Source organism: Stenotrophomonas sp. MYb238, assembly GCF_009496535.1.
GTDB lineage: Bacteria > Pseudomonadota > Gammaproteobacteria > Xanthomonadales > Xanthomonadaceae > Stenotrophomonas.
The window spans coordinates 1-13950 of sequence record NZ_WIDL01000041.1; the positions used below are offsets into that span (position 1 = coordinate 1).

The window sequence follows — 13950 nt, forward strand, 5'->3', positions numbered from 1 at the left end:
CGGGGTGTAGCTCAGTCTGGTAGAGCGCTACGTTCGGGACGTAGAGGTCGCAGGTTCGAATCCTGTCTCCCCGACCAAAGGTCGAAACATCCAGGCCCGGCAGACGGCAACGTCCGCCGGGCTTTTTCGTTTCCGGCACGGCGGACGCCCGCGCCGGGGACATGGCCGCCGCACGGCGCCGGGCGGCCGCCGCGACCATGAAAAACAGTTGCGTGACCGTGTTGCCGCCGCTATCATAGGCGGCTCCTTCGGGGTGTAGCTCAGTCTGGTAGAGCGCTACGTTCGGGACGTAGAGGTCGCAGGTTCGAATCCTGTCTCCCCGACCAGTTTCGACAAAAGCCGGCCCCGCGCCGGCTTTTGTTTTTTTCGCCCGCCGCGCCGGATACCGTCCGGCCGCCGGCAGGCGACACCAGGAACCGCTCCCGGCGGTTGCCCTCGTTTCCGCGGACGACGCATCCCTCCCCGCCCTGTCCGCGCCGGAGTCGTGCAATGTCCAATCCCGCCGCAACGGCCGCCCGCGCTTCCCTGTTCAAGGGACGCCTGCTGGCCCTGGCCGCCATCATCCTGGTCTCGGCCAACCTGCGCAGCGCGGTCACCTCGCTGACGCCGCTGCTGGACCGCCTCGGCCACCTGTTCGATTTCGGCAGCACCATGACCGGCGTGCTCGGCATGATGCCCACCGCCGCGTTCGCCCTGCTGGGCCTGAGCACGCCGCGCCTGATCCGCTGGCTCGGGCTGGAACGCACCGCCGCGCTGACCATGCTGCTGGCCACCGCCGGGCTGCTGCTGCGCGCCAGCGCCGACAGCGTGGGCATGCTGCTGGTGGGTTCGGCGGTCGCGCTGGCCGGCATGGGCATCGGCAACGTGGTGGTGCCGCCGCTGGTCAAGCGCTACTTCGCCGACCGCGTCGGCACGCTGAGCACGCTCTACATCACCGTGCTGCAGGCCGGCACGATGGTCCCGGCGCTGCTCGCGGTGCCGGTGGCCGACCGTTTCGACTGGCGCATCTCGCTGGGCATGTGGTCGCTGCTGTCGCTGGCCGCGCTGCTGCCGTGGATCATGCTGGCCCGGCGCGCGCCGCAGCCGCAGGCCGCCGCGACCGACGCCGTCGCCCATGCGCCCGGGCGGGTATGGAAGACCTCGCTGGGCTGGGGCATGGCGCTGATGTTCGGCATGACCTCGCTGGGCACCTATTCGCTGTTCACCTGGCTGCCGAAGGTGATGGTCGAGGCCGGCGCCAGCGAGGCCTTCGGCGGCGTCATGGTCGCGGTGTATTCGGCCATCGGCCTGCTGCCTTCGCTGCTGGTGCCGGCGCTGGCGGTGCGCATGCGCAATCCGTTCCCGATCGCGATGCTGGTGTTCGGCCTGAACGCCGTCGCCTTCGCCGGCCTGCTGTGGGCGCCGATGCAGGCGCCGTGGCTGTGGGCGGTGGTCGCCGGCCTGGGCCCGTCGACCTTCCCGCTGGGCCTGACCCTGATCAACCTGCGCACGCGCACCCCGGCCGGCTCGGCCGCGCTGTCGGGCTTCATGCAGGGCGTGGGCTACAGCCTGGCCAGCCTCGGCCCGCCGCTGTTCGGCTGGCTGCACGGTTTCAGCGGCGGCTGGGCGTGGTCGTTCGCCTTCCTGATGCTGTGCTCGCTGGTCCTGCTCGTCGCCGCCTGGTTCGCCTGCAAGCCGCAGCAGCTCGAGGACCATTGGGCGTAAACCGTAGGAGCGCACCTTGGTGCGCGATGGGTTTTCCCGGCAATGCCCCATCGCGCACCAAGGTGCGCTCCTGCGAGGTCATTAGCCCCGCACCTGCCCCTCGCCGCGCACCACGAAGCGCTCCACGGTGAGCGCTTCCAGCCCCATCGGCCCGTAGGAATGCAGGCGCGTGGTGGAGATGCCGATCTCCGCGCCCAGCCCCAGTTCGCCGCCGTCGGAGAAACGCGACGAGGCGTTGACCATCACCACCGCCGAGCGCAGCGCGTGCACGAAGGCTTCGGCGTGGGCGGCGTCGCCGGTGGCGATGACCTCGGTGTGGTCGGAGGTATGGCGCTGGATGTGGGCGATCGCGGTCTCCAGCGAATCGACCACGCGCACCGCCAGGATCAGGTCCAGGTATTCGGCGGCATAGTCGGACTCGTCCGCGGCAACCGCATCGGCCACCAGCGCCTGCGTGGCCGCGTCGCCGCGCAGCTCGACGCCGCGCGCGCGCAGCGCATCGGCGGCCATCGGCAGGAAACGCGGCGCGATGTCCGCGTGCACCAGCAGGGTTTCCAGCGAATTGCAGGCTGCCGGGCGCGAGACCTTGCCGTCGATCAGCAGGTCCAGCGCCAGCTGCAGGTCGGCGCTGTCGTCCACGTACAGGTGGCACACGCCCTTGTAATGCTTGATCACCGGCACCCGCGCGTGCTCGGCGACGAAACGGATCAGGCCCTCGCCGCCGCGCGGGATCGCCAGGTCGACGATGTCGTTGAGCTGCAGCAGTTCCAGCATGGTCTCGCGGCGCAGGTCCTCGACCAGGGTCAACGCGGCGTCGGGAATGCCGGCTTCACGCAGGGCGCGCTTGAGCGTGGCGGCGATCGCGGTGTTGGAGTGGATCGCCTCCGAGCCGCCGCGCAGGATCACCCCGTTGCCGGCCTTGATGCACAGCGCCGCGGCATCGGCGGTCACGTTCGGGCGCGCCTCGTAGATCATCGCGATCACCCCCAGCGGCACGCGTACCTTCTGCACGCGGATGCCGTTGGGGCGCGTGTAGTCGCGGGTCACCTCGCCGACCGGGTCGGGCAGCGCGGCCACCTCGCGCAGCGCGTCGGCGACGCCGGCCAGGCGTTGCGGGTCCAATGCAAGGCGATCGAGCATCGCCGCACCCACGCCCTTGTCGCGCGCGGCCTGCAGGTCGCGCGCGTTGGCGGCGAGGATGGCGCCGGCGTCGGCATCGAGCGCGTCGGCCATCGACGCCAGCAGGTCGCGCCGCGCCGCGCTGGAAAGCCGCGCCAGCACCTGCGCGGCATCGCGGCACTGCAGGGCGAGGGTCTTGATGTTGGTCATGCGTGCAGCTCCCGGGTGATGCGGTATTTGTCGTGCTGGCCCTGCCTTCCGGTAGGAGCGGCTTCAGCCGCGATGGGGCTTTGCCGGTAAAGCCCCTTCGGCTGAAGCCGCTCCTACGTGCGTGCGGTCAGGGCAGCAGCACCAGGTCGTCGCGGTGGATCACGTTGTCGCCGTAGGTGTAGCCGAGGAGGGTCTCGATCTCGCGGGTGTGGCGGCGGCCGATGCGGCGCACGTCCACCGCCGAGTACTGGCTGATGCCGCGCGCCACGCATTGCATGCCGCCCTCGCCGTCCACCCGTACCTCGACCATGTCGCCGCGGCGGAACTCGCCCTCCGCGCCGGTCACGCCGCCGGGCAGCAGCGAGGCGCCCTTCTCGCGCAACGCCCGCGCCGCGCCCGCGTCGACCACGATCGCGCCCGGCTCGACCGGCGCGTGCCGCAGCCAGTACTTGCGCGCGGCGATGCGCGAGCGCCCGGCATGCAGCCGCGTGCCGCGCAGCCGGCCCTGCGCCAGGCCGCGCACCACCTCGCCGCTGCGGCCGTTGAACAGGTAGGTGTCGATGCCCGCGGCGCCGGCCTTGGCCGCGGCCTGCAGCTTGGTCTGCATGCCGCCGGTGCCGGCCGCGCTGCCGCTGCCGCCGGCCATCGCCAGCACCTCGGCGGTCAGTTCGAGCACTTCTTCGATCGGCCGCGCCTGCGGATCGCGGCGCGGGTCGGCGGTGTACAGCCCGTCGATGTCGGTGGCGATGAACAGCGCGTCGGCATCGACCAGCGCGGCGACGATGGCCGCCAGGTTGTCGTTGTCGCCGAGCTTGAGCTCGTCCACCGACACCGTGTCGTTCTCGTTGACCACCGGCAATGCGCCCAGGGCCAGCAGTTCGTTGAGCGTGGCGCGCGCGTTGAGGTAGCGGCGGCGGTTGCGCAGGTCGTCGTGGGTGAGCAGCACCTGCGCCACCGGCCGCTCGAAGAAGCGCTGCCACAGGGCGATCAGCTGCGCCTGCCCGAGCGCGGCCAGCGCCTGCCGCGCGGCGATGGCCGCGCCGGCCTCGGCCGCCCTGGGCACGATGGCGCGTCCGGCCGCGACCGCGCCGGACGAGACGATCACCACCTCCCTGCCGGCCAGCAGGTTGGCCGAGACGAACTGTGCCAGCCCCAGCGCGAAGCGCGGGGTCAGGCCGCCGCCATCGGCCGCCAGCAGGCTGCTGCCGACCTTGAGCACCGCGCGCCGCCATGGCGGCAGGGTCTGCTCGGCGAAGGGCGAAGGCGCGGCGTCGTTCATCGGCTCAGCGGGTGTTCCATTCGTGCACGCTCAGCTCCGAGCAGTCCTGCAGCGCCAGCGGATCGGTGGCGACGATGGCGCGCGCCTGCTCCAGGTCGTCGACGTTGCACAGCACGTAGGCGCCGCCGCTGCCGTCGCCGAAGCCGCCGGTCAGGTGCAGCCGCCCCTGCGCGCGCAGGGCGTCGAGGAAGGCCTTGTGCGGCTCGATCACGCCGGCATCGAACGTCGGTTTGCGCATGGCCATCACCAGGTACAGCTTCACGTTGTTCTCCGTTGGCATAGTGCCTCGTCGATGTTGCACTGCCGCGCGGCAGATGTGGGGGATGCTTTCGTTTCCAACCAACCGGCGATTCCTGTTCAGCGCGTGGATGCGGGGCTTGCCCCGCATGTCGCTTCATCGCGAAAGCTCGTGCGGGGCATATCCCGCACCTGCGGCTTCGCATGTCGGCGCATGGCCTCGACCTGTGCAGGTATTGCGCGTTACAGATCGGCCCAGCGCGCCTGCAGTTCGTCCAGGCGCAGGTCGGCCGCCGCGCCCGGCGACACGCGCGCGGCAAGGCTGCCTTCCGGCGTGCGCCCCTGCCCGGCCGTGTCCGCCGCCGCGGCCGCCGCCTTGTAGGCCTCGCGGAACGGCACGCCGGCGACGGCGGCTTCCACCGCCACGTCGGTGGCGTACATGCCCGAATCGATGGCGGCGCGGATGTTGTCGTCGCGCCAGTCGAGGTTCGACAGCAGCGCCGGCAGCAGTTCCAGTGCGGCCAGGCCGCGGCCGAAGCCGTGCACGATGGCGCCCTTGGAGTTCTGCAGGTCGCGCTGGTAGCCGGACGGCAGCGACAGCAGCTGCTCGATCTCGGTGCGCGCGGCGGCGACGCTGGCGTGGGTGGCGCGCATCAGCTCGATCACGTCCGGGTTGCGCTTGTTGGGCATGATCGAGCTGCCGGTGGTGTACTGCGCCGGCAGCGCGACGAAGGCGAACTCGCCGGTGGTGAACAACGACAGGTCCCAGGCGATGCGGCGCAGGTCCAGCGTGGCGCCGCCGAGCGCTTCCAGCGCCGCCAGCTCGAACTTGCCGCGCGAGAGCTGCGCGTAGACCGGGCTGACCTGCATGCGCGCGAACCCGAGCGCCTGCGTGGTGTGCTCGCGGTCCAGCGGCAGGTTGACGCCGTAGCCGGCAGCGGTGCCCAGCGGGTTGCAGTCGATCAGCCGGCGGGTGTCGGCCGCGCGCACCGCGTTGTCGATGAAGGCCTCGGCCCAGCCCGCCCACCACATACCCGCCGAGGACACCACGGCGCGCTGGATGTGGGTATAGCCGGGCAGCGGCTGCTGTTGCTCGGCGGCGGCGCGGTCCAGCGCCACCTTCGCCACCTCGCGGCTGATCTGCGCCACGCGCGCCAGCTTCTCCTTCAGCCACAGGCGCGTGGCCACGAGGATCTGGTCGTTGCGGCTGCGGCCGGTATGGATCTTGCGGCCGGCATCGCCCAGGCGCTCGGTCAGGCGCGCCTCGATGGCCGAATGGCAATCCTCGTACTGCTCGTCCAGCACGAAGGCGCCGCTGCGGAAATCCTCGGCCAGCAGCGCCAGTTCGCGCTTTAGCGCGGCCAGCTCGTCGGCCGACAGGATGCCGATGTGCTGCAGGCCTTCGGCGTGCGCGGTGCTGGCCTGGATGTCGTGCAGGAAGAACTCGCGGTCCAGGATCACGTCGTCGCCGGCGAGGAAGGCCTGGATCTTGGCGTCCACCGCGACGCCGGGTTTCTGCCACAACAGGTTGGTCATCGGAAGTCTCTCGAATAGTTTTTCCGGTAGGAGCGGCTTCAGCCGCGATGGAGCTTTACCAGTAAGTCCCCATCGCGGCTGAAGCCGCTCCTACCGGAGGCGGGTCAATGCGGGATCGCGGTCAGTTCGGGCAGTCCCAGCGCGAGGTTGAGGTTCTGCAGCGCCTGCGTCGCCGCGCCCTTGAGCAGGTTGTCCAGGGTCGCCACCACCACCAGGCGCTTGTTGCCCGGCGCCAGGGTGAAGCCGCCGATCTGCACGCCATGGCGGCCGGCGATGCGGCTGACCCACGGCGCCTCGTCCACCACCTCCACCAGCGGCTCGCCGGCGTAGCGCTGCCGGTACAGCGCCATCACCGCCTCGCGCTGGAGCGGCTGCTGCAGCCACAGGTTCACGGTCATGGTGATGCCGCGGAAATGCGGCGCGACATGCGGCATGAACTCCACCGGCACGCCGAGCCGCGTGGAGACCTCGCGCTCGTGCACGTGGTTGGTCAGCGCGTACGGCATCAGGTTGTCGCGCAGCAGCTCGGTGTCGTTCTTGTCCGAGGGCGTGGTGCCCGCGCCGGAGTAGCCGGACACGCCGAAACAGGCCGGCGGCCCGGCCAGCTGCGGCAGCAGCGGCGCGATCGCCAGCTGCATGGCGGTGGCGTAGCAGCCCGGGTTGCTGATGCGCTTCTGCCCGGCGTAGGTGTCGCGGGTCAGTTCCGGCAGGCCGTAGTACCAGGTGGTGTCGAAACGGTAATCGGCCGAGAGATCCACGATCACCGTGTCGGGCCTGGCCGCATCCAGTGCGGCGACGAAGGCCTCCGCCTTGCCGTTGGGCAGGGCCAGGATCACCGCGTCGGCGCCCTTGGCGGCCACCGCCTGCGGGTCGAGGCTCTCGTAGCGCAGCTCGCCGCTGTAGGCGTCGTTGTGGTCGGCCACGCGCTGCCCGTCCAGTTCACGCGAAGAAACGAAGGCCAGTTCGATGCGCGGATGCGCGGCGACCAGCCTGACCAGTTCGGCGCCGGTGTGGCCGCGGGCACCGACGATGCCCAGGGTGAATTTCCTGTCGGTCATGAATGCGAATCCAGTAGGGACTGCAGATGGCTGCGTACCGCCGGCCACTCGCTGTCGAGAATGGAGAACACCACGGTGTCGCGTGGCGTGCCGTCGGCGTGGCGCTTGTGGTTGCGCAGCACGCCGTCCTGCTTCGCCCCGAGCCGGGCGATGGCCGCGCGCGAGGCATGGTTGAACCAGCTGGTCTCGAAGCCAATGGCAATACAACTCATCGCCTCGAAGGCGTGGCGCAGCAACAGCAGCTTGGCCTCGGTGTTCAGGCCGGTGCGCTGCACGCGGCGGTGGTACCAGGTGTAGCCGATGTTCAGGCGCGGCATGCCGGCGTCCAGCGCGTAATAGCGGGTGCAGCCGACCACCTCGCCACCGGCGTCCCTGACCACGAACGGCAGCGCATCGCCCCGCGCCTGCGCGTCCAGCGCCGCGGCGACGTAGCGTTCCACCGCGTCCGGCGCCGGCACGTTGGCGTACCACAGGCGCGACAGCTCGCCCTCGCCCAGCGCCCCCCGCAGCGCGGGCACATGCTCCAGGCGCAGCGGTTCCAGCGCGACATGCGCGCCGCGCAGGTCCGGCACGGTGTTCCAGCGGGCGTTGGCCATCGGCTCGTTCATGGCCTCATCCCTGCAGGCTGGCGGTGCGCCTGCCACAATGCTCGACGAAACCGCGGATGCGGTCGAAGTCGCTGGCGCCGAACCAGAACACCTTCCAGTGGTCGAGCTTGTAGCAGCCGTCGGACTCGGCGTAGTAGAAGTGGTTGACCGGGTTGCCGTTGCGCGAGCGCCAGAACAGCTGTGGGGTTTCCTCCAGCATCACGTTCCATACTGCGCGCCCCAGGCCTTCGCCCTGCGCGTCGTCGAGCACGGCGAACTTGTCCAGGTACACGCCCTCGGCCTCGTCGGTGAGGATCACCGCGGTGCGGTAGTTCTCGCTGACGTAGGCGCGCAGCAGCTTCGTCTTCTCGAAGTAGTCCGGCACCAGGGTGCGGCCGAAACTGGACTCGATCAGCTTCTTCAGCCGCGCGGTGTCCAGCTGCTCCCACGAGGTCGCCTTGAGCACCTTCTCGCCGCGGCGCACCAGCGTGCCCGAACCCTTGTGGGTGAACAGTTCCTTGGCCAGGTCGGCCGGGCGCGTGATCGATACCGAGGATTCCTCCGGCAGCCGGTCCAGCAGGTCCTTGATCTGTTCGATCTTGACCTTCATGCCGCCGTGCAGCCACGGCTGCTGGATCAGGTGCTCGTACTCGGTGGACAGGTTGATCGAGTCGATCAGCCGGCCCTCGGCATCGAGCAGGCCGCCGGTGCCGGTGAGGAAGATGATCTTGTACGGCTGCAGTTCCTGCACCAGTTCGTTGGCTGCGAAATCGGCGTTGACGTTGAGGATCTGCCCGCTCGGGGTTTCGCCCAGCGAGGTGATGACCGGGATCGAACCGGCGCGCAGGCTGGCCTCGATCGGCGCCAGGTTGACCCGCTTCACCTCGCCGACCAGGCCGTAGGTGTCGCGGTCCAGGTACTCGGCCTCGAACACGCCGCCGGTGATCGAGGTGGCGCGCGCGCCGTTCTGCTGCAGCGCCTCGACCAGTTGCAGGTTGGATTGCTGGAACACCCTGCGCACGATCGCCAGCGCCTCGGGCGTGGTCACGCGCAGGCCATTGACGGTGCGCTTCTCGATGCCGGCCGCCGACAGTTCGGCGTCCAGCTGCGGGCCGGCGCCGTGCAGCACGATCGGGGTCAGGCCGACTTCCTGCAGGAACGACAGCGAGGAGGTCAGCGCGTCCAGGTCGTCGCGCAGCACCGCGCCGCCGACCTTGACCACGGCGAAGCGTTTGGCGTCCAGCTGCGAGAAGCGCTTGAGGTACTGGCTGATCTCCTTCGCGCTGGCCATGCTCGAAAGCAGGCGCACGATGGTCTGGCGGGTCTGGCGGTGGGGTTGCATGGCGTGGGATTCGTCTGTCGTAGGGGGTGGAACGCGGCGGTCAGGCGCCGCGCTGCAGGATCTTCAGGACCGAGCCGGCGTAGCGCTGCAGCTGCTCCAGCGTCACGAACTCGTCGGCGGTATGGGCCTGGGCGATGTCGCCGGGGCCGTAGACCATCGTGGTGTAGCCGGCGGCGGAGAACAGCGAGGCCTCGGTCCAGAAATCGACCGCGTTGCCGATCGGCAGGCCCAGCTCGTCGGCGATGTCGCGCGCGGCCAGGCGGCGCTCCTCGGCGCGGGCGATGTCGCCGGACGGCAGGCTCGGGCCGCGGAAGGTTTCCTCGAAATGCGCGGCGGCCGGCTCGGCGAAACCGGCGAAGGTCGCCAGCAGCTGGTCGATGTCCATCGACGGCAGCGGGCGGAAACCGAAACGCAGCTCGGCCTCGGGCGCGATCATGTTGGCCTTGATGCCGCCTTCGACCCGGCCGATGTTGAAGCGCAGCCCGGTCAACCCGCCGAAGCGCGCATGCGCCAGCGACTGGACATGGTCCAGCGCGCGGCCGCCCCAGCGCATCGCCTGGTGCAGGGCGCTGGCCGCCGCATCCTGCTTGCCCGAAGCATGTCCGGCGCGGCCGCTGAACTTCATCAGCACCGAGCTGATGCCGCGGTGCGCCAGCACCGCCTCGCTCATGGTCGGCTCCGCGACCAGCACCGCTTCATACGGAATGCCGCGGGCGAGGAACGCCGCGATGCAGCGCGGGTCGTTGGCCTCCTCGTCCGAGGAGAACAGGAAGGCCGCATCGCCGTCGCAGGCATTGGCCGCGGCCACCAGCGCCGCGGCGGCGCCCTTGATGTCGCACACGCCGAGGCCGACCACGCGGTCGTCCAGCCGCCGCATCACGTGCGGATCGGCGCTCCAGTGCGGCGAATCGGGCACCGTGTCCAGGTGCACGTTGAACAGGTACTTCGGCGTGCCGCGCACCGCGTACAGGCTGACCGCGCCGGCGCCGTGGTCGATCACCTCGACCTCGAAGCCCGGCAGGTTGGCGCGCAGGTAATCGAAGATGCCGCCGGTGGTGATCGCGCGCGGGGGATTGCGGGTGTCGAAGGACACCAGTTTTTCCAGGTGCGCCAGGGTGTTGTCGAGGAGTTCGGTCATCGGGATGCGTGAGTAAGGTTCGGGCCGGCGGTATCCGCGCCGGTCAGGGAATCGGGGCGACGATTTCCATCAGCCGCTCGGGCCGGGCGACGGGCACGAAACCGTAGTGCGCATACAGGCCATGCGCGTCCAGGGTCGCGAGCATGAAACGGCGCAGCCCCTGCAGTTGCGGATGGGCCACGATCGCGTCCATCAGCTGCCGGGAATGACCGCGGCCGCGATGCTCCGGCAGGACGAATACGTCGGCCAGGTAGGCGAACGTGGCCGCGTCGGTGATGACCCGCGCGAACGCCACCTGCCCCGTGCCGTCGAGATAGCCGCCGAAGCACAGCGAGCCGGCGATCGCACGCTCCACCGTTTCCCTCGCGACGCCGGGGCTCCAGTAGGCCCCGGTCGAGAGGAAGCGATGGATCAGGGGAACGTCGAGTTCGCCCCTGTCCGTATTGACGCGCAGCCCGCCCATGCCATCGCCCTCAGCTGTTGTTGACCTGCGCGTACAGCGTGGAGCTCATGCCGAACAGCTTGATGAAGCCCTCGGCTTCCTCCACGCCCCAATCCGCCGACTGCGCATAGGTCGCGCCCTTGGCGTTGAGGATGTGCGGGGACTTCACCGCCACCGCATCGACGCGCGCGCCGCGGGTCTCCAGCACTACCTCGCCGTTGACCTTGCCCTGCGAGGATTGCAGGAAGGCTTCCAAGTCGGTCTTCAGCGGGTCGTGGTAGAAGCCTTCGTAGACCAGTTCCACCCACTTGCGCGCCACGTCCGGCTTGAAGCGGTTCTGCTGCTTGGTCAGCACCGCGTCCTCAAGCGCGCGGTGCGCGGCCAGCAGCGCGGTCAGGCCCGGCGCCTCGAACACGATGCGGCCCTTCAGGCCGATCACGGTGTCGCCGGTGTACACGCCGCGGCCGACGCCGTACGGGGCGAACAGCTTGTTGAGCTTGCCCAGGATCTGCTCGCCCGGCAGCGCCTTGCCGTCCAGTTCCACCGCCTCGCCCTCGACGAACTTCAGGGTCACGGTCAGCGGCTCGATCGGCCACGCGCTGCGCGGCGCGCACCAGCCGCGCGCGCCCTCGCCCGGGGCTTCCCACTTGTCGATCTCGCCGCCGGACATGGTCACGCCCAGCAGGTTCTCGTTGATGGTGTAGGCCTTCTGCTTGGCACGCACGCCGAAGCCGCGTTCTTCCAGGTAGGCCTGCTCGTAGGCGCGGGTCTGGGTGTGTTCCTTCTGGATCTCGCGGATCGGCGCGAGGATGCGGTAGTCGCCCTGCGCCTTCACCGCCAGGTCGAAGCGTACCTGGTCGTTGCCCATGCCGGTGCAGCCGTGGGCGATGGCGTTGGTGCCCAGTTCGGCGGCGCGTCTGAGCGCGGCGTCGACGATCAGGTAGCGGTCGGACACCAGCAGCGGGTACTGGCCCTGGTAGCCCTCGCCGGCCCACACGAACGGCTTGACGAAGCCCGCCCAGATCGCCGGGCCGCCGTCGACGGTGACGTGCGAGGCCACGCCCAGCTCGGCGGCGCGCTTCTCGATGGTCTCGCGCTCCTCGGCATCCACGCCGCCGGTGTCGGCGAACACGGTATGCACGTTCCAGCCGCGCTCCTGCAGGTAGGGCACGCAGAAGCTGGTGTCCAGGCCGCCGGAGAAGGCCAGGACGATGTCGCGGGAGTCGTTGGGGGTGGTCATGTGCGGGGTCTCGTTGGACGGCACGGCGGCCGCCGTTGTGGATTCGGGGGAAAGGGAAACGACGGGGGAATCAGCGGACCAGCGCGGCCATGATCGCCTTCTGCACGTGCAACCGGTTCTCGGCCTCGTCGATGGCGATGCACTGCGGCGAATCCATCACCGCGTCGGTGGCCTTGACGTTGCGGCGCAGCGGCAGGCAGTGCGAGAACACGCCGTTGTTGGTCAGCGCCATCTTGGCCTCGTCGACGATGAAGTGCTTGTACTGGTCGCGGATGGGTTTTTCCGGCGCCCAGTTGCCGAAGTACGGCAGCGCGCCCCAGCTCTTGGCGTAGACCACGTCGGCGCCGCGGTAGGCGCTTTCGATGTCGTGGCTGACGGCCAGCGAACCGCCGCTCTCGGCCACGTTCTGCCGCGCCCAGCCCATGTAGCGCTCGTCGAGGATGTACTGCTCGTCCGGGCACAGCAGGGTCACGTCCATGCCCAGGCGGGTGGCGATGGTCAGCGCCGAGTTCGCCACGGCGGTGTTCAGCGGCTTGGGATGGTAGGTCCAGGTCAGCACGTATTTCTTGCCGCGCAGGTCGCTGGTGCCGAAGTGTTCCTGCAGCGCCAGCGCATGCGCCAGCTCCTGGCAGGGATGGGTGATGGTCTCCATGTTGATGACCGGCACCGGCGAGTACTTCGCGAACGCCTTGAGCACGATGTCCTGGCGGTCGTACTGCCAGTCCACGAACTTCGGGAAGGCGCGCACGCCGATCAGGTCCACGTAGCGGCCCAGCACCTTCGCCACCTCGGCGATGTGCTCCTCGGTGTCGCCATCCATCACCGTGCCCAGGTCGAACTCGATCGGCCATGCGTCCTTGCCCGGCTGCAGCACGATGGCGTGGCCGCCGAGCTGGAAGGCGCCCAGTTCGAAGCTGGTGCGGGTGCGCATGGAGGGATTGAAGAACACCAGCGCGATGGACCGGCCCTTGAGGTCATCGCCCAGCTTGTTGCGCTTGAACAGCGCGGCCTGGGTCAGCAGCGCGTCGAGTTCGTCGCGGCTCCAGTCCTGGGTGTTCAAGAAGTGCTTCACAGACATCGATCGATCCATCCTCTGCTGCAGGGGGGCCACCGTTGCCGGCGGCAGGATGCGCGGATGCGCGACTCATTGCGGTTGAAACTTTCGCCGAACAGAAACGAAAAAACCCAGCCTGGGCTGGGTTTTCCGAACAGACAACACGAAGCTCCGGCTTACCCAGCGACTATGTGGGATTCCGGTCGGCGGGCACGGGACGTCATGCCGGAGGCCATCCGGGCGGTGCTGGTTTCGTGCTGGAAGCTGTTCGCCTTCATCGTCGCGCATGGTCGCATGCGTCCCGGCACCACGCAAGTGTCGCGATGCAACATCACGGATCGGCCGGTCCCGGCTCCGGGCCGCTGCCCACTTCCGGGGTGATCGACACCCGCAGCTTCAGCCGGTTGCCCGGGTCTTCGGGCAGGCGCGAGCGGAACTTGACGCCCTTGTAGACGTAATCCACGTCGTAGGCGATGGGCCGGCGGAATTCGCGCCCGACCTCGACGATGCGGCATTCGGGCGTGAGCATCGCCGCGTTGCCGCTGCTCCGTCGCCGCTCCATGTCCGCCGCGTCCTCCTCGCCGCCCTGGTGGCTGAAGATGCCCTTCACCGAATCCCAGAAGCGGCGGAAGCCGCCCTTCTCCTCCTCGCCCTTGACCTCCACCGGCGCCAGGGTGAGCGTGGACACCGGCTCGCAGTGCTCTTCGGTGCGGGTCGCGCGCAGGGTCTGGAACACCGGCTCGACGTTGAGCACCTGCGCGTAGTCGTAGCGCACGTTCTCCACGACGGCCACGCGGTTGCGCAGATCGGGATTCTGCTGCGCGCCCGCCGGCGCGGCGGAAACGGCCAGCAGGCAGGCCACGCACAGCGGCACGGGAGCACGCTTCATCGGCACTTCAACGGGAATGGGCGACGGATAACCACCGATATAGTGTAGGCAGCACGAGGGACGGAGGCTGAACATTACCCGTCCGCCGTCCCGCTGCCCAGCCCGGGCGTGCCCG

Annotated in this window: 13 protein-coding genes and 2 tRNA genes; 3 read left to right on the forward strand and 12 right to left on the reverse strand. The window is 69.4% G+C overall.

Features of this window, described 5'->3' with window-relative positions; genetic code table 11:
• From CQ393_RS17630 to CQ393_RS17640, 3 genes are all read left to right on the forward strand, one after another.
• A tRNA-Pro gene (locus tag CQ393_RS17630) sits at positions 1 to 77 on the forward strand.
• A gap of 172 nt (positions 78 to 249) precedes the next feature.
• Positions 250 to 326 (forward strand) — tRNA-Pro (locus tag CQ393_RS17635).
• A 163-nt stretch (positions 327 to 489) separates the two neighbouring features.
• A complete protein-coding gene (locus tag CQ393_RS17640; protein WP_153193582.1) occupies positions 490 to 1704 on the forward strand; it encodes an MFS transporter in 1215 nt (404 codons plus the stop codon).
• A gap of 81 nt (positions 1705 to 1785) precedes the next feature.
• Here CQ393_RS17640 and CQ393_RS17645 read toward each other — a convergent pair whose 3' ends face one another.
• From CQ393_RS17645 to CQ393_RS17700, 12 genes are all read right to left on the reverse strand, one after another.
• Positions 1786 to 3033: a glutamate-5-semialdehyde dehydrogenase gene (locus CQ393_RS17645; protein WP_153193584.1), complete on the reverse strand. Its 1248-nt coding sequence runs from the start codon at positions 3031 to 3033 to the stop codon at positions 1786 to 1788.
• 127 nt (positions 3034 to 3160) lie between these two features.
• Entirely contained in the window at positions 3161 to 4312 is a 1152-nt protein-coding gene (gene proB / locus CQ393_RS17650) for a glutamate 5-kinase (protein ID WP_153193586.1), read from the reverse strand.
• Between the two features lie 4 nt (positions 4313 to 4316).
• Positions 4317 to 4556: a YciI family protein gene (locus CQ393_RS17655; RefSeq protein WP_228114656.1), complete on the reverse strand. Its 240-nt coding sequence runs from the start codon at positions 4554 to 4556 to the stop codon at positions 4317 to 4319.
• 236 nt (positions 4557 to 4792) lie between these two features.
• The gene (gene argH / locus CQ393_RS17660) at positions 4793 to 6085 is read right to left on the reverse strand and encodes an argininosuccinate lyase (protein WP_153193590.1); all 1293 of its coding nucleotides are present in this window, start codon (positions 6083 to 6085) and stop codon (positions 4793 to 4795) included.
• A 104-nt stretch (positions 6086 to 6189) separates the two neighbouring features.
• Positions 6190 to 7143, reverse strand: a complete 954-nt coding sequence (gene argC, locus CQ393_RS17665; protein ID WP_153193591.1) for an N-acetyl-gamma-glutamyl-phosphate reductase — start codon at positions 7141 to 7143, stop codon at positions 6190 to 6192.
• Complete coding sequence (locus CQ393_RS17670) at positions 7140 to 7739, reverse strand: GNAT family protein (protein ID WP_153193605.1); 600 nt, start codon at positions 7737 to 7739, stop codon at positions 7140 to 7142. The genes argC and CQ393_RS17670 overlap by 4 nt, the downstream gene beginning before the upstream one ends.
• A 16-nt stretch (positions 7740 to 7755) precedes the next feature.
• Entirely contained in the window at positions 7756 to 9072 is a 1317-nt protein-coding gene (locus CQ393_RS17675; protein WP_153193593.1) for an acetylglutamate kinase, read from the reverse strand.
• A gap of 40 nt (positions 9073 to 9112) precedes the next feature.
• On the reverse strand, positions 9113 to 10210 hold the full coding sequence (locus tag CQ393_RS17680; RefSeq protein ID WP_153193595.1) for an acetylornithine deacetylase: 1098 nt from the start codon (positions 10208 to 10210) through the stop codon (positions 9113 to 9115).
• A 43-nt stretch (positions 10211 to 10253) separates the two neighbouring features.
• On the reverse strand, positions 10254 to 10673 hold the full coding sequence (locus CQ393_RS17685; protein ID WP_153193597.1) for a GNAT family N-acetyltransferase: 420 nt from the start codon (positions 10671 to 10673) through the stop codon (positions 10254 to 10256).
• A 10-nt stretch (positions 10674 to 10683) separates the two neighbouring features.
• The gene (locus tag CQ393_RS17690) at positions 10684 to 11892 is read right to left on the reverse strand and encodes an argininosuccinate synthase (protein WP_153193599.1); all 1209 of its coding nucleotides are present in this window, start codon (positions 11890 to 11892) and stop codon (positions 10684 to 10686) included.
• A 70-nt stretch (positions 11893 to 11962) separates the two neighbouring features.
• Entirely contained in the window at positions 11963 to 12970 is a 1008-nt protein-coding gene (locus CQ393_RS17695) for an N-acetylornithine carbamoyltransferase (protein ID WP_153193601.1), read from the reverse strand.
• 307 nt (positions 12971 to 13277) lie between these two features.
• Complete coding sequence (locus CQ393_RS17700) at positions 13278 to 13835, reverse strand: hypothetical protein (protein WP_153193603.1); 558 nt, start codon at positions 13833 to 13835, stop codon at positions 13278 to 13280.
• Between the last annotated feature and the right edge of the window lie 115 nt (positions 13836 to 13950).